The following is a 26186-nucleotide window of genomic DNA, read 5'->3' as shown; positions in this document are numbered from 1 at the left end:
GATATTGCGAAATATCGGGCAAACACGGGTGGTACCACGGAAGCTACAGCCTTTCGTCCCTCAGTAACAGCAAGTCTGTTCTAGGGATGAAAGGTTTTTTTGTTTTTACAAATGTCAGATGTATGTAAATTTTGTAAAGGAGGATGACCAATGAGTGCACAAATTCCTGAAGTTAGGTCAACCAATGAATTACGTGAAAAGTGGATGAAGCCTGAAGTGATTACAGGTTCGGAAATTTTACTCCGTAGCCTGTTGCTGGAGGGAGTAGATTGTGTCTTCGGATATCCTGGTGGTGCAGTGCTTTATATCTATGATGCCATGTATGGCTTTAAGGATTTCAAGCATGTCCTCACTCGTCACGAGCAAGGAGCTATTCATGCGGCAGATGGTTATGCACGGGCGAGCGGTAAAGTGGGCGTATGTATCGCGACTTCCGGACCTGGAGCGACAAACCTGGTAACTGGTATTGCGACGGCTTTTATGGATTCGGTGCCGTTGGTGGTCATCACGGGTAACGTTATATCTTCCCTGATCGGTACGGATGCTTTCCAGGAAGCCGATATCACGGGAATTACAATGCCGATTACGAAGCACAGCTATCTGGTAAGAGATGTAGAGGATCTGCCGCGAATCATCCATGAGGCATTTCATATTGCCAACACAGGGCGGAAGGGACCGGTGCTGATTGATATTCCGAAGGATATTTCCGCAGCCCAGACGTTGTTCGTTCCACAAACGGGACCAGTGACCATGCGGGGTTATAACCCGAAAGTGCTGCCCAACAAAATTCAACTAGACAAGCTAACTCAAGCTATTTCCGAAGCAGAACGTCCATTCATTCTGGCAGGTGGAGGAGTTGTATACTCCGGTGGACATGAAGCACTTTACGAGTTTGTTCGTAAAACGGAAATTCCTATTACGACAACATTGCTCGGATTGGGTGGTTTCCCAAGTGGACATGAACTGTGGACGGGGATGCCGGGGATGCATGGAACATACACCTCCAATCAGGCGATTCAACAGTCAGATCTGTTGATCTGTATCGGAGCCCGCTTCGATGATCGGGTAACAGGCAAGTTGGATGGGTTTGCTCCTCAAGCTAAAATCGTCCACATTGATATCGACCCTGCTGAAATTGGAAAAAATGTTGCAGCGGATATTCCTATCGTGGGTGACGTGAAGGCAGTGCTGGAATTGCTGAATCAGGATGTGAAACGCGCGGATCGAGCTGATGCATGGAGAGCGCAAATTCAGCATTGGAAGAATGAGAAACCTTATTCTTATAAGGATTCTGAAACGGTGCTTAAACCACAATGGGTTGTTGAGTTGTTGGATGAAACGACTAAGGGCGGCGCAATCGTAACGACGGACGTGGGACAGCATCAAATGTGGGCAGCGCAGTATTACAAATTCAATCAGCCACGGTCATGGGTCACCTCTGGTGGACTCGGTACGATGGGATTTGGTTTCCCTTCTGCAATCGGTGCTCAGATGGCCAATACCGACAGATTAGTAATATCGATTAACGGGGACGGCGGTATGCAGATGTGTTCGCAGGAATTAGCCATCTGTGCAATCAATAACATTCCGGTTAAAATCGTAATTATCAACAACCAGGTGCTTGGAATGGTTCGCCAATGGCAGGAATTGATCTATAACAATCGGTATAGTCACATTGACCTGGCTGGAAGTCCGGATTTTGTGAAACTTGCCGAAGCATACGGTGTCAAAGGACTGCGTGCTACGAATAAGGAAGCGGCACGTCGGGCTTGGCAGGAGGCGCTTGATACACCCGGACCGGTCGTTGTCGAGTTTGTAGTCAGCAAGGAAGAGAATGTATATCCGATGGTGACGCAAGGTTCGACAATTGATCAAATGCTGATGGGGGACGAGTAAAATGACAACAAAAAATACCATTGCTGTACTGGTAAATGATCAACCCGGCGTTTTGCAACGTGTGTCCGGCCTGTTCGGACGCCGAGGCTTTAACATTGAGAGCATAACTGTGGGACAATCGGAAGAAGTTGGATTATCTCGTATGGTCATTGTGACTGTAGGGGATGAGAACAATCTGGAGCAGATTGAAAAGCAGCTTTACAAGCTGGTTGATGTGATCAAGGTCATTGATCTCAGTTCCAAGCCGATGGTAGCTCGGGAATTGGCGATGATAAAGGTAAAGGCAGAACCGCCTCAGCGGCCAGAGATCATGGGCGTGGTAGAAACATTCAGAGCAGCTGTAATTGATGTTGGAACGACGAGCTTGATCGTACAGGTCATTGGCGATACAGAAAAAATTGATGCCATGATCGAGTTGTTGAAGCCTTACGGTATTCGGGAGTTGACTCGAACCGGGGTTACAGCTATGATACGTGGCAATGCTTAATATAGAGCTTTAACGAATTACCGCTTATAGCGCATTACATCAATAAAGAACCGCCCGCATAAGAGCGGGGGCTCGAAGAGATTTTTAGATACTAATCACGAGGGAAAGTCTCTTGGAGTACCCGCTCATTATGAAGGGTCCAATTAAAAGGAGGAAATTAACCATGGCAGTTACAACGTACTACGAAAAAGATGCAGAACTCAGCGTATTGAAAGGAAAGACAGTGGCCGTTATCGGTTACGGTAGCCAAGGACATGCTCAAGCACAAAACTTGCGTGACAGTGGTGTGAATGTTGTTATTGGTTTGCGTGAAGGCAAATCAGCTGATGTCGCAAGAAACGACGGTTTCGAAGTTCTGAACGTAGCTGATGCAACAAGCCGTGCAGATGTGGTTCAAATTTTGTTACCTGATGAAACTCAAGCTTCTGTGTACAAAAATGAAATTGAACCTAACCTGAAAAAAGGCGCAGCTCTTCTGTTCTCCCATGGTTTCAACGTTCATTTTGGACAAATCGTAGCTCCTAAAGATAGCGATGTATTGCTGGTTGCTCCAAAATCCCCAGGACATATGGTACGTCGTACCTATGTAGAAGGGTTTGGGGTACCGGGGTTGATCGCAATTGAGCAGGACGCAACGGGTCAAGCCAAAGAAATCGGTCTTGCTTACGCAAAAGGCATTGGCTGTACACGTGCGGGCGTAATTGAAACCTCCTTCCGTGAAGAAACGGAGACGGATCTGTTCGGTGAGCAGGCGGTATTGTGTGGCGGTGTGAGCGCACTTGTAAAAGCGGGCTTTGAAACATTGACTGAAGCAGGTTATGCTCCTGAGATGGCATACTTTGAATGCTTGCATGAGCTTAAGCTGATCGTTGACCTGATGTATGAAGGTGGATTGGCAACGATGCGTGATTCCATCAGTAATACAGCGGAATATGGCGATTATGTAACTGGACCACGCGTGGTAACGGAAGATACGAAGAAAGCCATGAAGGATGTATTGACTGACATTCAGCAAGGTAAATTTGCTCGTGACTTCATCCTTGAAAATCAATCTGGACGTGCATTCCTGACGGCTACTCGTCGTAATGAAGCTAACCATCCGATTGAAGTGGTGGGCGGACAATTGCGTGAAATGATGCACTGGATCAAAAAGTAATAATCTTTTGTACTATGAACTCGACAACATGAATTATTTATAAATATTAATTACAATGCGGCCCTGCTTATTGCGTGAGCCGCATTGTAATTTAAGGGTCCTAATCCTGAGGAGGTGCGTTAGGTTGCGCAAAATATATATATTTGACACAACGTTGAGAGACGGAGAACAGTCACCTGGCGTGAACTTGAATACTCGTGAGAAAGTGGAGATCGCTCATCAGTTGGAGAAGCTGGGAATCGATCGTATGGAGGCTGGGTTCCCGGCTGCTTCTCCGGGTGATCTGGCGGCTGTTAATGCAGTAGCAAAAGCTGTAAAAAATTCGACGGTTATTGGCCTTTCACGTGCAAGGGAACAGGATATTGATGCGGTTCGCGAGGCACTCAAGGGAGCTCAGGACCCGTGTATCCATATCTTTTTGGCAACTTCACCTATTCACCGTCAGCATAAGCTGCGGATGGAGAAGGCACAGGTATTGGAAACCGCTCGTGCTGCCATACGCTATGGGTTGAAATATTTGCCTAAAGTGGAGTTTTCTTTGGAGGATGCAGGTCGTACAGAGCTTGATTTTGTGGTTGAAATGGTCACAATGGCTGTACAAGAAGGGGCTTCTGTCGTCAATATTCCAGATACGGTAGGTTACTTGACACCCTACGAGTATGGAAATATATTCAAACACATTAAGGAAAATGTGGTCGATGTGGAGAAGATTCAATTGAGTGCACATTGCCACAATGACCTGGGAATGGCTACCGCTAATACACTTGCTGCCATTCTGAACGGTGCGGATCAGATCGAGGGAACCATTAATGGTATCGGTGAACGCGCTGGGAACACGGCTATTGAGGAAATCGCTATGGCACTGGAGACGAGACAGGAATTTTTTCAGGCCAAAACGTCTCTTCAATTGTCTGAAATTGCGCGCACGAGCCGTTTGGTTAGCCGTTTGACGGGGATGGTAGTGCCGGGCAACAAGGCGATTGTTGGAGCCAATGCTTTTGCGCACGAATCAGGTATTCATCAAGACGGTATGCTGAAAGAGAAAACGACCTATGAAATCATGACACCAGAAAGTATCGGTCTGAAAGAAAGCAAACTGGTACTCGGTAAGCACTCAGGTCGTCATGCTTTCCGTGAGCGTTTGATCGAGCTGGGCTATGAATTGAACGAAGAAGATCTGAATCGCGCTTTTGTGCAGTTCAAGGATTTGGCTGATAAGAAGAAGGAAGTTTCGGACGATGATATTTTGGCATTGCTGGAAGAAAAATTGGCCGATGCACCTGAAGTCTTCAAGCTGGAAACCATCTTTGTTACCTATGGGAACAAGGCTACGCCTTCCGCACAAGTGCGTCTGGTTAACGATGAGGGTCAAGTTATCGAGACAGAAGCTGAAGGAAATGGTTCAGTCGATGCGATCTATAATGCGATTGACCAAGCCAGCAGCGAGAGCGTTGTACTTTCAGATTACTCCATTAAGTCTGTTACCCATGGTAAGGACGCTCTGGGTGAAGTCCATGTGGTGCTGACGCAAAACGGACTGTCTGTACAGGGACGCGGGGTAAGCACCGATATTCTGGAAGCAAGTGCTCGGGCTTACGTGGATGCGCTGAATGGTTTGATCGACAAGCGTAAAAACTACAGTAATCGAGTAGATTATAAATCTTAATTATATGCAGACTTAAGAGTTGGATATATACAGGATCGGGTGTTTCCGGTCCTGTTTTCTTTTTCTCTGATGAAAAAACAAGCTTATAGGCTGTGCCTATTGAATTGATAGATTCTATATCTTGGTCAAAGCCCTGCCATGTATGTTACAAAGAAGGTATGAAAAATACAGTTGTATAGCTGTATAACAAGAGGAGTGTACGTGATGGCAGACGTTAAAAAGATTGCGGTAATAGCGGGAGATGGAATTGGACCGGAAGTGGTCGCAGAGGCAGAGAAAATTTTGAAACGTACGGAAGAAGTGTTCGATCTTTCATTTGAAACGGAGCATGCGCTGTTCGGTGGGATTGCCATTGATAAGAAGGGCACACCATTGCCAGAAGAAACACTGGCAGTATGTCAATCAGCAGATGCTGTTCTGCTGGGGGCGGTAGGAGGACCGCAATGGGACAACAATCCAAAGGAACTTCGTCCTGAAACCGGATTGCTGGGCATTCGCAAAGAGCTTGGTCTGTTTTCGAATCTTCGTCCTGCTGTGGTCTTCGACTGCCTCAAGGACGCGTCTACATTGAAACCGGAAGTGTTGGAAGGAACGGACCTGATCGTGGTGCGCGAACTGACGGGCGGCATTTATTTCGGTGAGAAGTTCAGACGAGAAAGTCCTCAAGGTGAGGAAGCCGTTGATACTTGTGCATATAATGTAACAGAGGTAGAGCGTATAGTGCGCCAATCTTTCGAAATTGCACAAAAACGTCGCAAAAAACTTGCATCGGTGGATAAGGCTAATGTACTGGAAACCTCCCGTTTATGGCGTGAAGTAGTTAACCGGGTTGCTGTAGACTACCCGGATGTCGAGCTGGAGCATGTATTGGTTGATAACTGCGCCATGCAATTGCTGCGTCGTCCATCTAGCTTTGACGTCATCGTGACGGAAAATATGTTTGGTGACATTCTCAGTGATGAAGCGGCTATGCTGACCGGATCCATCGGCATGCTCTCCTCCGCATCACTTGGACAAGGCAGCTTCGGCCTATACGAGCCGGTACATGGCTCGGCGCCTGACATTGCAGGTCAAGGGCTGGCGAATCCCATTGCAACGATTTTGTCCGTTGCTTTGATGTTCCGTCTCACCTTCGGGTATGAGAAGGCAGCTGATGCCATTGAGAAAGCAGTAGCTGAGGTACTGGATGCAGGACACCGTACGGCGGATATTGCGGTGGATAAATCTCAAGCGATCTCGACAACTCAAATGGGAGATCTGATCGCAGCAGCTATTCGTTAAAAGCTCCGTAAATGTACCTGTTCTGAAAAAAAGCTTCCTATTATATAGTAAGGTTATACAGTCCAGCCTTTTCGACAAATGTTTAGCACAGTAGCTCCTGAGCAATCAGGAGCTACTTGTATATTCGAAAGTTCAAAATGTGAATAAAGCGTGAATTTTTAAGCTAGTTTAAAATAATTATAAAAAAGTAATGGTTATAATATTGACTTTGATTTCAGCGAATGATAACATTTATCAAGTAAGTTGTTCATTACAATTCAGATGATTGAGGAAAACACATTCGGTGTTTTTCTTACATATTTTAAAGGAGGATTTCATTATTATGGCAGAAAGATTGGTAGGAAGACCCGCCCCTGATTTTGCATTGGAAACAGTGACTGGAGACGGTCAAGAATTTGGTTCGGTGAAGCTTTCCGATTACCGTGGCAAGTGGCTCGTATTTTTCTTCTATCCACTGGATTTCACTTTTGTGTGCCCTACGGAAATTACAGCGTTGAGCGATGCTGCTGACCAATTCAAAGAGCTGGATACTGAAATTCTGGGTATCAGTGTAGACTCCGTGCACAGCCACAAAGCATGGATCAACACAGCTAAAGAAAACAATGGTCTGGGCAAACTGAACTTCCCATTGGCTTCTGACATCACGAAGAAAACAGCGAGCGATTATGGCGTTCTGATCGAAGAAGAAGGCGTTGCATTGCGCGGCTTGTTCATCATTGATCCAGAAGGCGAATTGAAATATCAAGTGGTTAACCACAATGACGTAGGCCGCAGTGTGGAAGAAACTTTGCGTGTACTGCAAGCTTTGCAATCCGGTGGCTTGTGCCCAATGAACTGGAAACCAGGCGATCAAAATCTGTAATATAAGCTTCACAAGTTGAAATTAAACAAGCAAGCCCCCAACTAGCGGTTACTCTGCCGTTATTGGGGGCTTGCTTGCCTGCTCTGTGCAGCGCAAGATGTGAGGATATCCTGTTTAAATGAGACAATATAGAGTGAAGTAACAAATAATTATGGAAATGTTGTTGTGTTCTGGAGGAATTTTGCCTGATGAAAGCGAATAAGGTATTGTAGAAGATAAACAAGGCAGAACAGGTTTTGTTCAGAGGAGGCTGAGCCCGGATGAGTTATTGCTGTGGAGCAAGCATGGTAGGAACCAAGGGAACGCTGAAGCATTACCGCACCCAAGTTCATAATGTTCCTTTGCTGTTTTGCCCGGTATGTCGTCGCATTGAAGTTCATTATAAAGTCGAAAATGAGTATGAAATTCTGGCTGAATATGCACATGGAGATGGGGCAACCGAGATTGATTTTCAGGATTATGTCATGGAAGATGATGATACGATATTTGAAAATTGTGTGAATCGTGAAAGTGAAGATGCGTTTGAAATTGTGAAGCGTCAAATTGACATATCCCTGGATTTATTGATGGTAGCCAAACAGATGAATGATGAAAAATGGCAGGGAGAGCTTAAGAGAAGACTGGCCGTTATGAGCCAAAGACGATCCCGGCTTCAACATAATAAGAGCGGCAGTTGACATCCTACACACCAAAGAAGCTCTCAATTCTGGAGAGCTTCTTTGGTGTGTAGGGCGCTTGTTCCTAACGTAATCTTTCATTTTGGTAATGTTGCGCAGATATTATGACGAAAGAAAACAGGATAAAAATTTGGATTCGACACTTTTTCCGATTGACTGCGATCCTTAAACTTGTCTATCATAAAATAAGACTCGAATTGGAAAGAGATGGTCGGATTTCTGTGAAACTGTTTTCTACACCATTGAAGGGTAGTCGATAGATGCCTTTCTCTTCTTCAAGATTATTACGCGTCCGAAACGGCCAGTTTGTCATTCCGAAACAAGGGGGAAGCCTGGCATGATCAGTGAATTCCAAGAAGCCTTGCTTGATACCGTGGGAGCTTGTCCTTCCACACAGATCGCCAATAACAAGTATGAAAATGTGCTGGAGAACCTGGATAGTGGTATCATGCTGTTTGACAGTGACGGGGTACTGACCTTTATTAACGTGCAAATGGCGAAATTGCTGGAGCTACCACGGAGTTCGCTAGCAGGTCGCAATTTGATGCAAATTTTGCATCATCCTGAGTTAAGTCGGTTTAAGAAGAAGAAAATCATGCGGATTTATAAAGAAACTATCTTTCATAGAAAGCGCTATCATGAGTTGATTGATGAGTATGGTCGGCATTGGTTGATAACAGTGACCTATGGTGATCAGATGGATGGGGATTTTTTGTTTAGCGTCAAGGATGTGTCGGATTATAAGCAGATTGAGCAGACGGCGTATCAAAACGATAAGCTGGCGATGCTGGGACGCATCTCTGCCTCTATCGCCCATGAAATCCGTAACCCGCTTACCGCAATCCGGGGCTTTATTCAATTGCTTCGGCCACATTTAATGGAGTTGGGCAGAGATGAGTATGCACGCATTATATTAACAGAAATTGATCGTGCGAACGACATTATTTATGAGTTCTTAAATTCGTCCAAGCCTTCGGCTCCGCAAAAAACAGCTGTATCTGTGATGGGGCTGCTGAAAGAGGTAGTGATGCTGACAGAAAGCGAAGCATTGATGAAGGGTTGCCAGATTGCATTGGACGAAAATGATGAGCTCATGAAGGTTTCCATTGACGTGAAGCAGATTAAGCAGGTTATCCTCAATATGATTAAAAATGCGATGGATGCCATTGAAAGCATTGGTGGGGAACGAGAGGGCTGTATCGATATCCATACAGTGCTTGAGGGCAATTATGTTCACATTTGTATTGGAGATAACGGTTTAGGTATGGATCATAATACCTTGGCGCGTTTATTTGATCCTTTTTTTACAACAAAAGAAAGTGGAACCGGATTGGGATTGGCTGTGAGCTATCGAATTATCAAAAATCACGGAGGCTTCATACATGTAGACAGTAAACATGGAAGTGGCACACAATTTAAAATCACGCTTCCTGTAGTTTAATATGGGGAGGTTTTCGCAGAGGGGTCCTGTACATACTATTTCTTTTATGTTGTGCAGCGTTGGGGTATAGGTATCACCTTTTTGGAAAAGGTTGTCTGAAGCGCATAATCTGACAAGATGATGCGCTTTTTTGGTGCTGTAAGCTCGGTTATTTGCGTAAATGCGAAAATGAATTCGCGAATTTAAGACAAAAAAATGATTCACCTTTCACAGATTAAATGCTATTATATACCAGAATACAACATTATTTTTGATACTATAGACTTAAACAACGGCTTCCAAAGCTGTCAAACGTCTTAGATGATCGGAATCTCCGATATGCAGGGGGCTGAAGAGGCTGAATGAGTATACGGCTGGAAGTAAAAAAAACGATAGGTATCGGCATTGCTTCGATAGTTTTGTTTGTCTTGGTTCAGTTATTTCACGTAACTTTGAATAAGATATACTCCCATAATGTTTTTTTCTTGTTATATCCGATTGTAGGATTTGCCTGTGCTGCGATTTGTTTTTCTATTTTTTATCAATCCTGGTCCGTTTTACTGGAACAGTTATCTTTGCAGAGGCTTCTTATTGCCCCGACGTTTTTGGTGGCTGGTCTGCTTTACCTTGTTCATATTGTTTCGTTTAGTTTCGTAAGCCTGACGGACTTTGCTTTGTCTTCGGGCATTTCGTTATGGCTGCTATTTGTAAATCGTACCTTTACCGCTGTCTTGCTCTTATGTGTTTGTTTCCTCCCGTTTAGCAAGACGAAGTCTGAATACAAAACAGTGGCTTTGTGGGCGGGGATAGGCTGCACTTTGCTGATTCTAGGAGTTATTAAGACATTTGGTGCAGGCTTACCGGATCTACGTATACGATACGAAATAGGCAACCTGGGTTGGACGTTAAATCTGGCTGTGATGTTACTGCTTGTGCTCACTTTTATATTCGGGGTGAGAAAATATCGGAAAGCCCGCCCGGCAGAGTTGGGCATGTTGCTTATTATTCGTGGGATTGGGCTGTGTGTTGTGAGTCAGTTGTTCTATTTATTTGCTGAGCAAATGAGCGATATTAATCACCTTCTGGGACTTTTGACCAACGCGATAGCATTTTATAATATGTTGAGCGGGCTGGTTCGGTTGATGGTTCTGGTTCCTTATCGTGAAAAGCAGGCAGCAGAATCTGAGTTTAATCACATTGCTTATAATGATGATATAACAGGACTCCCCAATCGTCGTCGCCTTTCCCAACGCTTAGATAAAATATTGCGCAAATCATTAAAATCGGATGAGACAGTAGCGCTTTTAGTGCTAAATATTGATCGTTTCAAGGCGATTAATGATTCGCTTGGACATATGGCAGGGAATTATTTGCTGTATGCAGTAGGCGAACGCTTGGGGCATTTTAGCCATGAAGGGGAAGCTGTCTTTAGCATGGGTGGAGATGAATTTGCCTTTCTTCTAACGGGATACGAAGATACAGATGCTATGAGAAATCGTATTGATGATATGGTGAAGCTGTTCGATCAGCCTTTCGATATTGATGGTGAGTCTTATCATGTGACGGTGAGCGTTGGTATAGCTTTATACCCGTTGGATGCGAATCAGAGTGAACAGCTTATTCAGCAGGCGGATACGGCTGTCCATAGTGCCAAAGAGCAGGGAGTGAATTTTCAGCGGTATGCCAGCGTGATGCAGATGCGAGCGCATGAAAGACTCCAGCTGGAAAATGATCTGCGGCGAGCGCTTGAAAATGAGGAATTTTCATTGGTATATCAACCACGTGTCCACCTGCAAAGTGGCGAGCTCACGAGTTTGGAGGCGCTGGTGCGCTGGAATCATCCTCATCGTGGGATGGTGATGCCGGGCGATTTTATTCCGGTGGCTGAAGAAAGTGGTTTAATTGTGCCCTTGGGGGAATGGGTGTTGAGGGAGGCCTGTCTGCAAAATAAGCAGTGGCAGGAGCTCGGGTACCCACCAATCCCGATTTCGGTCAATTTATCCATGCGCCAATTTCAGCAAAAAAAGCTGGTGGATGTAATTCGGGGCATTTTGGCCTATACGGAACTTGAAGCACGCTATCTAGAGCTGGAGATTACCGAAAGTATGACCTTTGATAAGGATCGGGCCTTTGAACAGTTGAAAAAAATAAAGGCTATTGGTGTCGCAATCAGTATTGATGATTTTGGAACTGGCTATAGCTCATTGCATTATTTGAAGAATCTCCCGATTGATCGTCTAAAAATTGACCGTTCCTTTGTAAATGAGGTACTGGTCGACAGCAAAAATGCGGCAATTGTATCTACTATTGCCTCCATGGCTCACCATTTGAAGCTGAAGGTTACGGCTGAAGGGGTGGAAAATGAGGAGCAACTTCATTTTTTGCAGGCACAGGATTGTCATGAGGGTCAGGGATATTACTTTAGTCGCCCCATTCCGGCAGAAGTCTTTGAAAAATTGTTTTTACGTAAACCTATGAATTGGCTGGGCCAGGATAGTTTGTAGTATGCTTGCGTTTTGCTGAAAGGTAAGTTATACTAAATAACATCCTGATTCAGCTGCTTGACGATAGGTTGAGCGTGTCATACATAAGAATCGAGATGTTATAAAATGCGGGTGTAGTTCAATGGTAGAACTTCAGCCTTCCAAGCTGATAGCGTGGGTTCGATTCCCATCACCCGCTTACTGTTTTAAGAAGTTCGGAACCCTTGTGACGCAAGGGTTTTTGTTTTGTTTGGAGCTGGATAAATACATTATAGCCGGGGTGCCAACGGGGTATCACGGCTTTTTTGCGTTCTTACGAACTATTTTTACATTGCTGCACAAAATAAAATATAAAATATTTAGCTTATATGCTATAAATAAACAGATAAAAAGAACTATTTACCAATTACTAAAAAATAAGTATAGTCGCATTGTTGGGATTTAGCTAAAAAAAAGGATGGTGTAGCTGCAATGAGGAAATTTTCTTTTCTGTTTTTAGCATTAACTTTGCTGCTGTTTACTTTTCCAGCAAGTTCTACGTTCGCCGCTGCTGATTTTCCAAATACGTCGACGAATGGAATGACTGGTTTTGCCGGACAGGCTAAAAGTGAAAATGGAACTACGAAGTCTGCCACAACGGGGGGAAAAGGTGGTCAGGTCATCTATATCAATAATCTAAACGATTTGAAAAACCAGTTAGGGGATTCAACTCCTAAAATTCTGGTAATCGAAAAAAATATTTCTGCCTCCTCTAAAACCGTGGTCAACATTGGTTCTTACGCGCAAAACAAGCTGGTTAACATTCATTTGAAAACAACAAATAATTCGGGAAATGTGATCTTTCAAAATTTAACTTTTGAGCACAGTGCCAACATTAACGGTAACGATGACATCCAACTTTATCTTACGGCAGGTACAAATTATTGGATTGATCATGTTACATTTGCAGGTCACAATTATAATGCGAATGGCTCGGATCTGGACAAACTTTTGTACATAGGTCAATCGGCTGATTATGTAACCATTAGTAACTCCAAATTTTCCAATCATAAATATGGTCTCATTTTGGGATACCCTGATGATGGCAATAAAAATTATGATGGCATGCCCCATATCACGATCGCTAATAATTACTTTGAAAACTTGCTTGTACGTGGCCCAGGACTTATGAGATATGGATATTTCCATGTTAAAAATAATTATATTAATAATTTCCAGCTTGCTTACACCATTGCTACGAATGCAAGAATCTATTCTGAGTACAACTACTTTGGAAAAGGTAGTGAAAAGGGCGGTATTCTTGATGATAAAGCCAATGGCGAGTTTAAAGATGTGGGGAGTTTTCCCGCTATCAACAACCAAAAATCGCGTGTAACCAACTGGAACCCAAGCAAAAACTATAGCTATCAGGTTCAGACTCCTGAATATACTAAAGAGTTTGTAACGAAATATGCAGGTTCGTCTAATACAACTTTGGTATTTGGAAAATAACGCGGGTTATTTGCAAATGTGTTGTGATCTGCTATACTGACTGCAAGTAAGTATCCCATGAAAAGGAAGGTAACCATACGTCCGATGAAGTAAGCACACTGATTTTCCCACTTAACTGCACAGTTACTGGCAGGCGGCTGTAAGCTGCAACGGGAGAAGTGTGTCTGAAAATGAATGTAGGGACGTATGCGTTTATTCCGAAACGGGATTGGCTTATTCGTTTGCGGTGTTATTTTTCATAAGCGTATGTTCTGAAACGATTCATAACAGTCATTCTATATTCCTTGTATGCAAGCCGCAGCCTTCTGCGGCTTTTTTTATTGCTTCCGGGATCAAAAAACCGGACTGGGAAAGGATGATCGTGGTATGAGAACAATTTTGCGTATTCGCAATGTAGTAAAGGATTGGAACGGGACATCTTTATTTGAGAATGTGTCGCTGGATGTTATGGAAGGGGAACGGCTCGCACTGTTTGGAAGAAATGGAGCAGGTAAAACGACGCTATTGCGAATATTACTGGGAGATGAAGCACCAACCTATGGTCAAGTAGAGCATGATTTGCCACTGGAAGAGCGGGGCTGGCTGAAGCAGCAGGATACGGTGGCTTGGTCTCGAACCGCACTGGAGGCCGCACAGCAGGCCAGCCCTCGGCATTGGCGTCTCAAGCAAGCGTTGGGACAGCTGGAAGCTGACCTAGCCGATGCTGGGAAGGATATGGAGCATCATCTGGAGCGTTACGGCGAGCTGATGGATGAATACGAACGCCTGCAAGGCTTTGCCTGGGAGTCTGAGGTGGAAAAGGCGCTCACTCGAATGGGAATGCCTGTTCAGACGTGGTCCATTGCTTATGGTGACCTGAGTGGCGGGCAGAAGACGAGAGTGCGATTGGCCGGACTCATGGTCAGGCAGCCGAAGCTGCTGGTGTTGGATGAGCCGACCAACCATTTGGATGCCGAAAGCTTGCTTTGGCTGGAGCAGTGGCTGTCTACGTATCCGGGAACGCTGCTGTTTGTATCGCATGACAGAGCCTTTTTGGATCAGGTGGCTACGAGTATAGTTGAGCTCACATCGACAGGTATTGGGCGCTATAAAGGCGGCTATAAGGAATATAAAGCGCAAAAGGAGCGGGAACTGCGAGAGCAGGAAGCCAGCTATAGAAAGCAGGAGCTGGCGAAACAGGCGCTGGAGGAAACGATTCGAAATTACAGGGAATGGTTTCATCAGGCGCAGCGTGGCGCATCCAAGGTTGAGATGGCCGTTACGCAGAGCTTTTATAAGGCCAAGGCTAAAAAAAATATTTCCCGTTATCATGCGAAGGAGAAGGAACTGGAGCGACTAGAGGCCAATAGAGTAGAGCAACCGCGTGAGGCTGCGTCTTTGCACATGAAATTAAGTGACAGCGGGTTTCAGGCAAAATATTTGCTGCGTGCTGAGCAGGTCGACTTTAGCTACGACGACCGTATCATTATGAAAAATCTAAATCTGATCGTTGCACGTGGAGACCGTCTGGCTGTTCGGGGGCCCAATGGAATTGGTAAAACCACGCTGCTTCGGTTATTAACAGGTCAACTGGAGCCGCAGACAGGAAAAATCACTGCCAACCCACAGTTGAACATCGGATATTTTTCACAGGAGTTGGAGCAACTTCCGGAGGATCAAACGTTGCTGGACAGTCTGCTTGCGCTCCCGACGATGACTCAAACAGAAGCGAGAACGGTTTTGGGCTGCTTTCTTTTTGCGAAAGAGGACGTGTTTAAAAGGATCGGGACACTCAGTATGGGAGAAAAATGCAGGGTAGCTTTTCTGCGTCTGTACTTTAGTGGAGCCAATCTCCTGGTGCTGGATGAACCGACGAATTATTTTGACATTGAAACCCGTGAAATTGTAGAGGATTCTTTGCGTAACTATGATGGAGCACTGGTGCTCGTCTCACATGATCGGGAGCTGGTGAGGTGCACGGCAACTCGGTTACTCGATATGAAGCCGGGGGGCGGATATGAAATCTATGAGGGGACAGCCGACGAAAAGCAAGAAGATGAGCGGAGCCGTCAACGGGAGCCAGAAGACCAGGAGCGGCGTGAGGAACGTCTTCGATTACAATTGCGTCTTACAGAGTTGATGGGAATGACGGGCACGAATGACGAAAATGAGAAGTTGTTGAGCGAAATCAGGCGCATTCGTGCAAATCTGGAGCGGTTGGATGATCTCGATATCTAAAGAAATGAAACGTATGCCCTGCTTGCCAAAGCGCGGTAGTTTGCATATAATAATGAACAATAGTTCGAATTTTTGAAAATGTCTTGATGGAGAAGAGTAGACAGTGTCCGATTGAACAGGGAGGAAGCGCCGTAGGATTGAGAGCGTTTCTGCAAATACTGGGCTGTTGAAGTTCGCTCCGGAGCAGTTCCTTGAACCTCAGGCGCCATGTGAATGGCGAATGTGCAAGTAGGGGATACCGGTTCACGACCGTTACAACGTGCAGAGCGAGACAATGATGCATAGCATGAACAATCACCTGTAACTAGTTGCCGTAAGGCTGAACGCCGGGTGAGCTGAGCTTATTGTCTAACGAGGGTGGTACCACGGTCTTTTCGTCCCTTACCGGGAGAAAAGACCTTTTTTTGTTGTCTGAAAAGCTGGATATGAAGAAAGGGGACTGAACAGGCGATGAGCGAAACCATCCAAATGAAGGAACATTTGCTGGCCTTGAAGGAAGAAGCACTGGAAGTATTGGAGAAAGTGGCAACACCCAAGGAGCTGGCTGATTTACGGGTCAAATATTCGGGGAAAAAGGGCGCACTGACTGAAATCTTGCGCGGTATGGGCAAGCTGAGCGCGGAAGAGCGTCCGGTTGTTGGACAGGTAGCCAATGAGGTGCGCGAGGCGATTGAAGAAGTCGTTAACCGTAAGCAGGACGAGTTCACGAAAGCAGAAACGAATGAGCGTCTGCAAGCGGAAAAGATCGACGTTACGCTGCCTGGACGCGCGTTGCCGCAAGGTGGACTGCACCCGCTCAACAAAGTGATTGAGCAAATCGAGGATATTTTTACAGGTATGGGCTATCGAGTGGCTGAAGGTCCACAGGCAGAGACGGATTATTATAACTTCGAAGCATTGAACCTGCCTAAAAATCACCCAGCACGGGATATGCAGGATTCATTTTACCTGACCGAGGATCTGTTGATGCGTACCCATACGTCACCGGTTCAGATTCGCGCGATGGAAGCGATGAAGGGCGAAACGCCTATTAAGGTTATCTGTCCGGGTACGGTTTTCCGACGTGATGATGACGATGCAACGCATTCTTTTCAATTCCACCAAATTGAAGGGCTTGTCATTGGAAAAGACATTCGTATGAGTGATTTGAAAGGAACCTTACTTCAATTTGCACGCGAAATGTTCGGAGAATCGACCGAAATCCGTTTGCGCCCAAGCTTCTTCCCGTTCACAGAGCCGAGTGCTGAAGTAGACGTGACTTTTGTGAAGAAAAATGGCGAACGTGTATGGATCGAAATTTTGGGCTGTGGCATGGTCCATCCGAAAGTGCTGGAGATGGGCGGTTTTGATCCCGAGGTGTACAGCGGCTTTGCATTCGGTATGGGTGTAGAGCGGATTGCTATATTGAAATACGGTATCGACGATATTCGTCATTTTTATAACAGTGACCTGTCGTTCCTGAAACAGTTTGCGCGTCAATAAACAACTATATCAAGGGAAGTGAACCCATATGAAAGTATCATTCGAGTGGCTGTCCGAGTATGTATCGCTGGATCAGGTAAGCGCGGAGGATCTAGCAGAGAAAATCACCCGTTCGGGTATAGAAATTGATGAGGTCGAGCAGCGCAATCAAGGGATTACTGGCGTCGTTGTCGGCTATGTTAAAAGCAAGGAAAAGCATCCAGATGCTGATAAGCTGAATGTATGTATTGTCGATGCAGGTCAAGAGGAAGATCTGCAAATCGTGTGTGGTGCCAAAAACGTGGATGCAGGTCAAAAGGTTCCTGTTGCAGTTGTAGGGGCAAAGTTGCCGGGAGATTTCCACATTAAAAAAGCCAAGCTACGCGGTGTTGTATCCATGGGCATGATCTGCTCGGCCAAAGAACTGGGCATGAATGACAAGCTGCTTCCAAAGGAATTGCAAGAAGGTATTTTGGTGCTGCCTGAGGATGCTGAAATTGGTATGCCAATTACGAAGCTGCTGGCGCTGGATGATCAGGTGCTGGATTTTGATCTAACACCCAACCGTTCGGATTGCCTGAGCATGCACGGAGCAGCATATGAAGTGAGTGCGATTCTGGGACGTGACATTTCGCTGACTGACCCGGCTAAGGATCTGGTGGAAATTAGCGATGCAGCAGCAGATCATCTGTCTGTGAAGGTAGATACTCCTGAACTGTGTACGCACTATGCGGCTCGTTATATCACAGGTGTAAAAGTGGGGGCTTCCCCGTTATGGATTCAAAACCGTCTGATGGCGGCAGGTGTTCGTCCGATCAACAACATCGTAGATATTACGAACTACGTCATGCTGGAATACGGTCAGCCGTTGCATGCTTTTGATGCGGATAAGCTGGAAAATGGAAATATTGAAGTTCGACTCGCTCGTGCCGGCGAAACATTGATTACCCTTGACGATCAGGAGCGTAAGTTGGAGCCGCATATGCTGCTGATTACAGACGGTGTGAAACCAATTGCATTGGCAGGCGTGATGGGTGGAGCCAATTCAGAGGTTACGGATGCGACGGTCAGCATTGCGCTGGAATCTGCGAAGTTTGACGGCGGTACAGTTCGCAAAACATCCCGTCAACTTGGACTGCGTTCGGAAGCAAGTCTGCGTTTTGAAAAAGAGGTTGATCCAGGAGCTGTCGTGCCTGCTGTGAATCGTGCAGCTGCGCTGATTCAGCGTTATGCGGGAGGCACTGTACACCAGGGCATCGTAGAATCTGCGTCTGCAAAAGCTGAAAACCGCATTATCAAGCTGTCGCTAGATAAAATAAACCGATATTTGGGAACCGAACTGTCTTTGCTTGAGGTGAAAACGATTTTCGGTAGACTTCATTTCGGATGTGGCGACGCAGAGCAAGGGGTACTGGAAGTTGAAGTACCTACACGCCGTGGAGATATTACCATTGACGTGGACTTAATCGAAGAGGTAGCTCGTCTGTATGGATACGACAATATCCCGACCACGCCGATTGAAGGGCCGACAACTCCGGGAGCTTTGACAGCATCGCAATCATTGCGCCGCTCCCTGCGCAGATTGCTGGCTCATGGTGGTTGGCAGGAGACGATCAGTTACTCTTTTGTACATCCGCAAAGTACGGGGTTATTTAATGCCCTGACAGAAGGTAGCCATCCGGTACGTTTGGCTATGCCTATGAGCGAAGACCGTAGTGTTTTGCGTACGAGTATCATTCCACAGATGCTGGATACAGCGGTGTACAACATGAATCGCAAGCAAGACAATCTGGCGATTTTTGAGATGGGAACGGTATTTTATACAGAGGAACAAACATTAACCCGTCAGCCGCAGGAAATTCAAGTGCTTAGTCTACTGCTGACTGGGGTACGCCGTGAAAAACAATGGAATATTGGTGCTGAAAAGGTTGATTTCTTTGATATTAAAGGCGCGCTTGAAACGGTGTTTGACTATTTCGGGTTGAGTGCCAGCATTCGTTATGTGGCTGACCAACCGCAAAGCTACCATCCGGGCCGTTCCGCTTCGGTATGGCTGGATGTGAATGGGAACTCTCAACGGATCGGTACCATTGGGCAGATTCATCCGGAGCTTCAACAATCTTATGGGCTGAATGATACGTATGTAGCGGAAATTGCGTTGCAACAGGTCGTTGAACACGCAAACTCTCATATTCAGTTCAGAGAGCTGGCTCGCTTCCCATCCGTGGAACGTGACATTGCCCTCGTGGTAAATAAAGACGTTGAGGCAGGTGAACTGCTTCGTGTTATTCACGCTGCAGGCGGAGAGCTATTGCAGGATGCGCGAGTGTTTGATGTATTTACAGGCAGTAAGCTTGGTGAAGATAAGAAGAGCGTAGCTATCTCTCTGACCTATCGTCATTGGGAACATACGTTGACGGATGAAGAGATCAATGCGGCGCATACTCCTGTCGTTACGTCTCTGGAACAAACTTTTGGAGCGGAATTGAGAAAGTAGCAGGAAATGCGGGAAGCTGTATCGAATCTTAGTGACAGAGGTTCGATACGGCTTTTTGGCCTATCATCATAGGAGCTCTCTTACTCTGATATTTACCCGCTGCGGGGAAGCCGGACTAATAAGGTTGAACGCTTCACGGAAGGCGGGTTACCATAGTACCGGACACACCTTAGAATCAACATACAGTAGTATTGAAGGAGGGCATAATTGTGACTACACCAGATCGTACTCGCGTCACTGTAGAGATCTACGGTACTTCTTATAAACTCGTCGGCAGCAATACCGATTATATGAAGCAGGTTGCTAATTACGTGGATGAGCGTATGCACAGCATTTCTCAAGCTCATTCGCGTCTGGATATGCCCCGAATTGCCGTGCTGGCTGCGGTTCATATGGCAGAGGAAGCTGTACAAATCCAGGAAATTCAGAGTCATATGAACCGCTTAGCAGCGGAACGAGCAGAGCTCCGGGGAGATCTGGCGCAACTCCAGACGGCTCTAGGGGAACAGCAGCAAAAAAATACAGATATGCATCAATCTCTTATTCAACTAAAGGAAGAAAAGGAAGCAACGCAGAAGAAGCTGATGGAAACCGAATCTGTATCAGCCAAGGAGATTGCCCAATTGAAGGCAAAGCTGGAACAGCAGGAGAAAAAAGCGGCTGAACTTGAAAATGGACAAAAACAAGCTAAACGTGAATTAGAGGAGTCTCGTCAAGAAGCTTCTCGCAAGCTGAAAGAGCAGCAGGAGGCGGCCAATGCTCGTATCCGGCAGATAGAAGAGCAGATGAAGAAGGAAGTGGCTGAAGCGGCTAAGCAGGCTGAAGCCAAGTTGTCAGCTGCAGAGAAGACTCATCAGGAGCAAAAGCGTACAGAACTGGACAAGCTGCGATCTGCTTTGCAGCAAGAGCATAGTAAGAAGGTAAGCGAATGGCAGACCAAGTGCTCCGGGCTGAATGAGCAGCTGGAGCAGGAACGTAAACAGGCTGAATTGGCGTTGAATGAAGAAAAGCTCCAGCATCAGGAAGCGCAGAAACGAGCTGATGAAGCTGCACTGGAGCAGGAGATTCGGGTTGAGGAGCTTCAGGAACAATTAGAACAAGTACAGGCAGGCAGTACAGAGCTTTCTTCTCGTCTGGGAGAGGCTCAAGAGCAAGCAAGAGTACTGAAGAAACAACAGTCCGAGCTGGAGTCTGTGTTGGAAACACAGCGACAGGTTGCGATAGAGCGAGAGCAGGCAGATACGCTTGCACGTGAAGAACTGCAAAGCCGATATGATCAATTAGAAGCTGAAGCCAAGGCTGCGCAGCAGCAGACGGCTAAGCTGGAGGAAGAACAGCGACGGATGCAGAAGCTGCTGGAGCAAGCTCACGTATCTTCTCGCAAGCTGCAAAGTGAGCTGGCTACGCTAGCTGAAAGCGAGAAGTCATGGAAGAAACTTGCAGAAGAACGCCAGTTGGCAGTTGATGAGCTGGAGCTCTCCCTGCTGGAAGCACGTGAACAGAAGGAAGCGATACAGGAGCAATTACAGCACGCAGCAGCTGAGCTCGAAGCTATTAATGATAAATTTGCTTCACAACAGCAACGGCTAGTTCAACTCGAAGCGAGAATCAAGGAGCTTTCACCTGAGCTGATTCGTGTTCAGGATGAGCTTGAAAAAGCCAAAGTCCGAGAGCAAGAGGGAGCGAAGGCGTATCAATCGCTTCAGGAGCAATATGGAAGCATGAAGAGCCGAGCTGGACAGCTGGAGCAAAATATCAAGCAGCTTCAACAGGAAGATCACGAACGGCGGAGTAAGCTGGAACATGCTGAGGAAGAATCTCTGGAGTGGCAACTTAAATACGATCAGTTGAAGGCAGAAGCGGAACGTCTGGAAGCTGAAGATGCTGCCCGTAAGGAAGAATTTGCATCTTGGGAACGTGAAATAGCGGTAACAGTTGAACAAAAGGAACAGCTTCAGGAGGAGACACGTTTGGCGGTTGAAGCTGCCAAAACGGCAAAAGCTGAGCAGCAGTCCATAGAGCAGGAACGAATGGCCTTGCAGTCTGAATTGGACGAAGTGGGTCAAAAATATGAAATGGCGGCGCATCAGCTTCGTTTGTTACAAGTACAACAGGATGTAGATCGGGAAAATACGGATAAGATTTCTACAGAATTACGTCAATTACAGGAAGAATACACTAAGCTTCAAACGGAGTACAATGAATGGATTGAACTTATCGAACAGGATCAGTAGATACGGATTATAAATGTAAGGCAATCCCCGGCTGCTCATCGCCGGGGATTTGTTTGCTTATTGTATCCACTCAGAAGTGTTTATGACAAAAAGCTGTCCTTTGGCAGACGAAATCTGCTTCGGGACAGCTTTGCTGGGAGTGTCTACTGAAATTATTTCCCGTCTTTGCGACCGGCTTCAAACGGTGTCGATACCGGAATGAACAGGTCGATAATCCCGATAACCAATGCAGCGAGCAATGCGCCCAGAACGGAAACACTGACATTGGTCACCACATACTGAGCGATCCAGATAACCAGAGCGCTCACTAGAAAACCTACGATACCGCGTCCAAATGGAGAAACGCGTCGGCCGAACACTGCCTCGATGATGTAACCAACCAAGGCAATGACAATGGCAAGAATCAGCGCGCTCCAAAAGCCGCCTACACTAAATCCGGGAACGATCCAGCTTACGACCATCAGCACCAGAGCGGCAACGATGAAACGTACAATGTGCCCGAGAATGCTCACGGAATAACCTCCTTTGTTTTTTGAATTTACAGGGTTAGACAAAGGTTAGTGTGTGGCATGAAGAGCTTTCTTATGTGTAAAACAGAGTTGGCAAATAGCGTAAGTTTGCTGCTTTCGGTATAATATAGATATAAGTGAAAGGAGTAGTGAAGTTGGACTCTAAAATTTTCAAAACCCTTGAATATCAAAAAATTCTAAATAAACTAAGTCACTATGCCCAAACGGCAACGGGACAACAGACAGCCCTTCGATTACAGCCCAGCGATGATTTGGAGCATATCAAGAAAATGCTGAAAGGCACGGATGAGGCCTATGCTGCTGATCGCCTCAAAGGAGTGCCTTCATTTAACGGAGTAGTGGATATCACTTCGGCGGTAAAGCGTGCCCGTATTGGCGGAACGTTAAGCCCGCAGGAGTTGCTCGGCATTCGGACAACAGTTCAGGTCGCACGCCGTATACAGGTATACGTGACAAGTTTGCATGAGGAAAATCCTGTCGAAACATTGCTGTATTGGAGTGAGCAGCTTTCGGAGCAGAAAGGTTTGGAAAACTCCATTAAAGGCTGTATTGACGAAAATGCAGAGGTGCTGGATTCTGCCAGCACAGAGCTTTCTCAAATCCGTCGGGAGCTGCGCTCGGGAGAAGTGCGTATTCGTGAAAAGCTGGATTCCATGATTCGTTCCTCAACTGTATCCAAAATGCTTCAAGATCAGTTGATTACGATTCGCGGAGATCGGTTTGTGATCCCGGTTAAGGCCGAATACCGTTCTTATTTTGGCGGAATTGTTCATGATCAATCCGGGTCTGGTGCAACATTGTTTATCGAGCCTGAATCCATCGTAGCCATGAACAATAAGTTGAGGGAAACAAGGCTGAGAGAAGAGCGTGAAATTGAAGTCATTTTACAAAAGCTGACCGCACTCGTCGCAGAACAAGCAGATATGTTGCTGTATGATGTGGACATATTGGGCAATCTTGATTTTATTTTTGCCAAAGCGCGTCTCGCCCGTGAAATGAAGGCAACCTTGCCTTTAATGAATGACCGCGGATATTTGAAGCTGAAAAAGGGCAGACATCCTCTAATTTCGTTGGAGCAGGTTGTTCCCATTGATGTGGAGCTGGGCAATTCATACACTTCTATTATCGTTACCGGACCGAACACAGGGGGGAAAACCGTTACTCTGAAAACCATTGGCCTACTTAGCTTGATGGCGATGTCTGGACTGTTTGTACCTGTTGAGGATGAAAGTCAGCTGTGTGTATTTGATGCAATCTATGCCGATATTGGTGACGAGCAGAGCATTGAGCAAAACTTGAGTACATTTTCCAGTCACATGACCAATATCATTAGCATCCTGAAAAATATGACGCCAAAAAGTCTTGTATTGCTTGACGAAGTGGGGGCAGGAACGGACCCCGCGGAAGGTTCGGCTCTGGCTGTATCTATTTTGGAGCATATACATGCCATGGGTTGCCGCATGGTTGCGACGACTCACTATAGTGAATTGAAGGCGTATGCCTATGAGCGCAAAGGAATTATTAATGCAAGCATGGAGTTTGATGTCGCTACATTAAGCCCGACTTACCGCCTTCTGGTCGGTGTACCCGGACGAAGTAATGCATTTGCCATTGCCGAGCGATTGGGATTGCCAGGGCGTATTTTAGACTATGCCCGTGGTGAGGTAACGGAAGAAGACCAGCGCGTTGAGCACATGATCGCGTCACTGGAGCAGAACCGTTTAACAGCTGAGCAAGAACGGGAAAAAGCGGAGCAGCTGCGTAAGGAAATGGAAGCATTGCGTAGCCGTCATCAGATGGAGCTGGATAAGCTGGAGTCCCAACGGGACCGTATGCTGGAAAAAGCTGAGGATGAAGCAAGAGTTCTCGTGGATAAGGCTCGTAGTGAAGCAGAGAAAATCATTACTGATTTGCGTAAATTGGCTCAGGAAGAAGGGGCCTCGGTTAAGGAGCATAAGTTGATTGCAGCTCGCAGAGAACTGGATGAGGCTGAACCGAAGCAACGCAAAAAAAGTGCCGTCAAACGTCCGGCTGCTACGCGTACTCGTTCTATCATGGCTGGCGATGAAGTATCCGTTCACAGTCTGAATAAAAAAGGCCACGTGGTTGAACTGTCCGGTACCAAGGAAGCTGTGGTTCAACTGGGAATCATGAAGATGAAGGTCAGTCTGGATGATCTGGAACTACTGCAACCTGCCCAAACAACGACTCCAAGAGTTCAAAAACCAGTGACTGGCGTTAAGCGGACACGTGATGATAACGTACGAAGTGAACTTGATCTTCGGGGGGCTAACGTGGAGGAAGCCTTGATGGAAGTGGACCGCTTCATGGATGAAGCGTTTCTGGCCAATCTGGGTCAGGTACACATTATACATGGCAAAGGTACAGGTGTCCTGAGAACCGGTATTCAGGAGTACCTCCGCAAGCATAAGCATGTGAAAAGCTACCGTATCGGTAATTACAATGAAGGCGGCACAGGCGTAACAGTTGCTGAATTGGAATAGCTATGGGTTGCCGGCTTTGCCCGGGAACGCTTGGTAGAACGGGAGGGACGAAGTGAAGATGGCGATTGATGAATTGCTGTCACATCCGTTGGGGATGATGCTGGGTTATTTCTCGGTGGCGGTGCTGGAGCTAATTGTATTTTTGTCGTGTTTTGAGCTGGTAACCCGCTATAAATGCTGGGAAGAGATCAAGCGCGGTAATGTTTCGGTAGCCATGGCTACGGGAGGGAAAATGTTCGGTATTTGCAACGTGCTCCGCTTTGCAATGGAAGCCAAATCCAGCGTGTATGATACGATGATTTGGTCGTTCGTTGGCTTTTTACTGCTTCTTGCGGCGTACTTTCTTTTTGAGTTTCTGACACCGGTATTTTCTATCGATCAACAGATTAAAGAGGATAATCGTGCTGTCGGCTTGTTCTCCATGATTATTTCCATATCGTTATCTTATGTGATCGGCGCCAGTGTAACTTGACACATCTTGTATACTAGAGCTTGGTATACGTTTGGAACGGAAGGATGATAAAGCTTGGAAATGACTATTTGTCCATGGTGTAACATGGAAATTATTTGGGATGAAGAATTAGGACCTGAGGAAGAGTGTCCTTATTGCCATAATGATCTGAAAGGGTACTCTGACATCACCGATGATGAAGATGAGTCTGTTTCTCCACCTGTTCATAGACATGTAGGTGAGCATGGACATGAAGAGACGAAACATGATCATGTGGCTTCTGTAACCCCGGTGCCCCACTCTCATGGAAAAGAAGACCTGAAGGGTTATCGGACATTGAGTATTCAGCTCGGTGATGATGAGGAGCAGGATATTTTATATGAGGCAGAGGATGAAATCGTAGTTGAAAAACCGGTTGATGCACCGTTGTTGCAGGACAATGAGCTTCATAAGTTGCCCGTGCTGCATACTTTGCAAAAATTTGAAGAAAGCGGTGCGGATCTGATGGCTTATGAACAAGGCGCTGAACAAATACTCGACAGACAAGATGAGGTTCTTGAATGTTCTCAATGTGGGGAGTACATGCTGCATGCAGGTTCGCAAACCGTAACCAGAGAAGGTTTTGAACCGTCGATGTCTCCAGCGCTTGGCAAGCCCGTTCTGGATTTGCCGTTCGTCTTGAATGTTTATGTGTGCCCTAGCTGCTTCCATGTCCAGCAGACACTGTCAGAGAATGACCGACTGCGGATGCTGGAGAAGCTCAGCGGTATTTCCAACAATTAAATAGCAATCCCCCGGATAGGCCCAAGCTCAATACGGGCATCTTAAATCGAAGAAATCTTTGAACAAACTGGCTTGAAATAAGCTGATTGG

The 26186-nt window shown here is 46.1% G+C and carries 18 protein-coding genes and 1 tRNA gene; 18 read left to right on the top strand and 1 reads right to left on the bottom strand.

Going from position 1 to position 26186, the window contains the following annotated elements:
- The first annotated feature begins 150 nt into the window (after positions 1-150).
- From ilvB to zapA, 15 genes are all read left to right on the top strand, one after another.
- Positions 151-1896, top strand: coding sequence for a biosynthetic-type acetolactate synthase large subunit (gene ilvB, locus ACQW03_RS04065; protein ID WP_441948380.1), 1746 nt, complete (start codon positions 151-153; stop codon positions 1894-1896).
- Position 1897: 1 nt separating this feature from the next.
- A complete protein-coding gene (gene ilvN / locus ACQW03_RS04060; protein ID WP_023987760.1) occupies positions 1898-2383 on the top strand; it encodes an acetolactate synthase small subunit in 486 nt (161 codons plus the stop codon).
- A gap of 163 nt (positions 2384-2546) precedes the next feature.
- Positions 2547-3539, top strand: a complete 993-nt coding sequence (gene ilvC / locus ACQW03_RS04055) for a ketol-acid reductoisomerase (protein ID WP_013309387.1) — start codon at positions 2547-2549, stop codon at positions 3537-3539.
- A gap of 124 nt (positions 3540-3663) precedes the next feature.
- Entirely contained in the window at positions 3664-5205 is a 1542-nt protein-coding gene (locus tag ACQW03_RS04050) for a 2-isopropylmalate synthase (protein WP_441948378.1), read from the top strand.
- Positions 5206-5409: 204 nt separating this feature from the next.
- Positions 5410-6486: a 3-isopropylmalate dehydrogenase gene (leuB, locus tag ACQW03_RS04045; protein ID WP_441948376.1), complete on the top strand. Its 1077-nt coding sequence runs from the start codon at positions 5410-5412 to the stop codon at positions 6484-6486.
- A 322-nt stretch (positions 6487-6808) separates the two neighbouring features.
- Entirely contained in the window at positions 6809-7348 is a 540-nt protein-coding gene (locus ACQW03_RS04040; RefSeq protein ID WP_023987763.1) for a peroxiredoxin, read from the top strand.
- Positions 7349-7608: 260 nt separating this feature from the next.
- On the top strand, positions 7609-8025 hold the full coding sequence (locus tag ACQW03_RS04035; protein WP_013309391.1) for a hypothetical protein: 417 nt from the start codon (positions 7609-7611) through the stop codon (positions 8023-8025).
- Positions 8026-8362: 337 nt separating this feature from the next.
- Entirely contained in the window at positions 8363-9466 is a 1104-nt protein-coding gene (locus ACQW03_RS04030; RefSeq protein ID WP_441948373.1) for an ATP-binding protein, read from the top strand.
- Positions 9467-9807: 341 nt separating this feature from the next.
- Complete coding sequence (locus ACQW03_RS04025) at positions 9808-11949, top strand: bifunctional diguanylate cyclase/phosphodiesterase (RefSeq protein WP_441948370.1); 2142 nt, start codon at positions 9808-9810, stop codon at positions 11947-11949.
- A gap of 107 nt (positions 11950-12056) precedes the next feature.
- Positions 12057-12127 (top strand) — tRNA-Gly (locus tag ACQW03_RS04020).
- A 272-nt stretch (positions 12128-12399) separates the two neighbouring features.
- Positions 12400-13419: a polysaccharide lyase family 1 protein gene (locus ACQW03_RS04015; protein WP_441948368.1), complete on the top strand. Its 1020-nt coding sequence runs from the start codon at positions 12400-12402 to the stop codon at positions 13417-13419.
- Positions 13420-13785: 366 nt separating this feature from the next.
- A complete protein-coding gene (abc-f, locus tag ACQW03_RS04010; protein ID WP_104495086.1) occupies positions 13786-15636 on the top strand; it encodes a ribosomal protection-like ABC-F family protein in 1851 nt (616 codons plus the stop codon).
- A gap of 450 nt (positions 15637-16086) precedes the next feature.
- Entirely contained in the window at positions 16087-17118 is a 1032-nt protein-coding gene (gene pheS / locus ACQW03_RS04005) for a phenylalanine--tRNA ligase subunit alpha (RefSeq protein WP_269321413.1), read from the top strand.
- 28 nt (positions 17119-17146) lie between these two features.
- Positions 17147-19594, top strand: coding sequence for a phenylalanine--tRNA ligase subunit beta (gene pheT / locus ACQW03_RS04000; RefSeq protein ID WP_076293750.1), 2448 nt, complete (start codon positions 17147-17149; stop codon positions 19592-19594).
- A gap of 209 nt (positions 19595-19803) precedes the next feature.
- The gene (zapA, locus tag ACQW03_RS03995; RefSeq protein WP_441948365.1) at positions 19804-21828 is read left to right on the top strand and encodes a cell division protein ZapA; all 2025 of its coding nucleotides are present in this window, start codon (positions 19804-19806) and stop codon (positions 21826-21828) included.
- A gap of 152 nt (positions 21829-21980) precedes the next feature.
- On the opposite strand, the gene ACQW03_RS03990 is transcribed toward zapA, so the two are convergent.
- Entirely contained in the window at positions 21981-22340 is a 360-nt protein-coding gene (locus tag ACQW03_RS03990) for a phage holin family protein (RefSeq protein ID WP_023987773.1), read from the bottom strand.
- A 152-nt stretch (positions 22341-22492) separates the two neighbouring features.
- Between ACQW03_RS03990 and ACQW03_RS03985 the strand changes: the two genes are divergently transcribed.
- From ACQW03_RS03985 to ACQW03_RS03975, 3 genes are read left to right on the top strand one after another with little or no spacing between them, the layout of a single operon-like run.
- Positions 22493-24862, top strand: coding sequence for an endonuclease MutS2 (locus ACQW03_RS03985; RefSeq protein WP_441948363.1), 2370 nt, complete (start codon positions 22493-22495; stop codon positions 24860-24862).
- 58 nt (positions 24863-24920) lie between these two features.
- On the top strand, positions 24921-25334 hold the full coding sequence (locus tag ACQW03_RS03980) for a DUF350 domain-containing protein (protein ID WP_013309402.1): 414 nt from the start codon (positions 24921-24923) through the stop codon (positions 25332-25334).
- Positions 25335-25388: 54 nt separating this feature from the next.
- Positions 25389-26096 (top strand): hypothetical protein, encoded by a 708-nt coding sequence (locus tag ACQW03_RS03975; protein WP_071640052.1) that lies wholly within the window; start codon positions 25389-25391, stop codon positions 26094-26096.
- Positions 26097-26186 lie beyond the last annotated feature (90 nt).

Origin of the sequence: Paenibacillus sp. DRB1-1, assembly GCF_052119485.1 — a bacterium.
Classification (GTDB): Bacteria; Bacillota; Bacilli; order Paenibacillales; family Paenibacillaceae; genus Paenibacillus; species Paenibacillus polymyxa_B.
Note: the sequence above shows the minus strand (reverse complement) of the source record. Positions and strands in the feature narration are given on the sequence as shown.

Excerpts from the sequence above, each read along its gene's own strand:
- leuB (WP_441948376.1), top strand. The coding sequence starts at position 5,410 with ATGGCAGACGTTAAAAAGATTGCGGTAATAGCGGGAGATGGAATTGGA.
- ACQW03_RS03980 (WP_013309402.1), top strand. The coding sequence starts at position 24,921 with ATGGCGATTGATGAATTGCTGTCACATCCGTTGGGGATGATGCTGGGT.
- abc-f (WP_104495086.1), top strand. The coding sequence starts at position 13,786 with ATGAGAACAATTTTGCGTATTCGCAATGTAGTAAAGGATTGGAACGGG.
- ACQW03_RS04040 (WP_023987763.1), top strand. The coding sequence starts at position 6,809 with ATGGCAGAAAGATTGGTAGGAAGACCCGCCCCTGATTTTGCATTGGAA.
- ACQW03_RS04030 (WP_441948373.1), top strand. The coding sequence starts at position 8,363 with ATGATCAGTGAATTCCAAGAAGCCTTGCTTGATACCGTGGGAGCTTGT.
- ilvB (WP_441948380.1), top strand. The coding sequence starts at position 151 with ATGAGTGCACAAATTCCTGAAGTTAGGTCAACCAATGAATTACGTGAA.
- ilvN (WP_023987760.1), top strand. The coding sequence starts at position 1,898 with ATGACAACAAAAAATACCATTGCTGTACTGGTAAATGATCAACCCGGC.
- ACQW03_RS04015 (WP_441948368.1), top strand. The coding sequence starts at position 12,400 with ATGAGGAAATTTTCTTTTCTGTTTTTAGCATTAACTTTGCTGCTGTTT.
- pheS (WP_269321413.1), top strand. The coding sequence starts at position 16,087 with ATGAGCGAAACCATCCAAATGAAGGAACATTTGCTGGCCTTGAAGGAA.
- pheT (WP_076293750.1), top strand. The coding sequence starts at position 17,147 with ATGAAAGTATCATTCGAGTGGCTGTCCGAGTATGTATCGCTGGATCAG.
- ACQW03_RS04025 (WP_441948370.1), top strand. The coding sequence starts at position 9,808 with ATGAGTATACGGCTGGAAGTAAAAAAAACGATAGGTATCGGCATTGCT.
- ACQW03_RS04035 (WP_013309391.1), top strand. The coding sequence starts at position 7,609 with ATGAGTTATTGCTGTGGAGCAAGCATGGTAGGAACCAAGGGAACGCTG.
- ilvC (WP_013309387.1), top strand. The coding sequence starts at position 2,547 with ATGGCAGTTACAACGTACTACGAAAAAGATGCAGAACTCAGCGTATTG.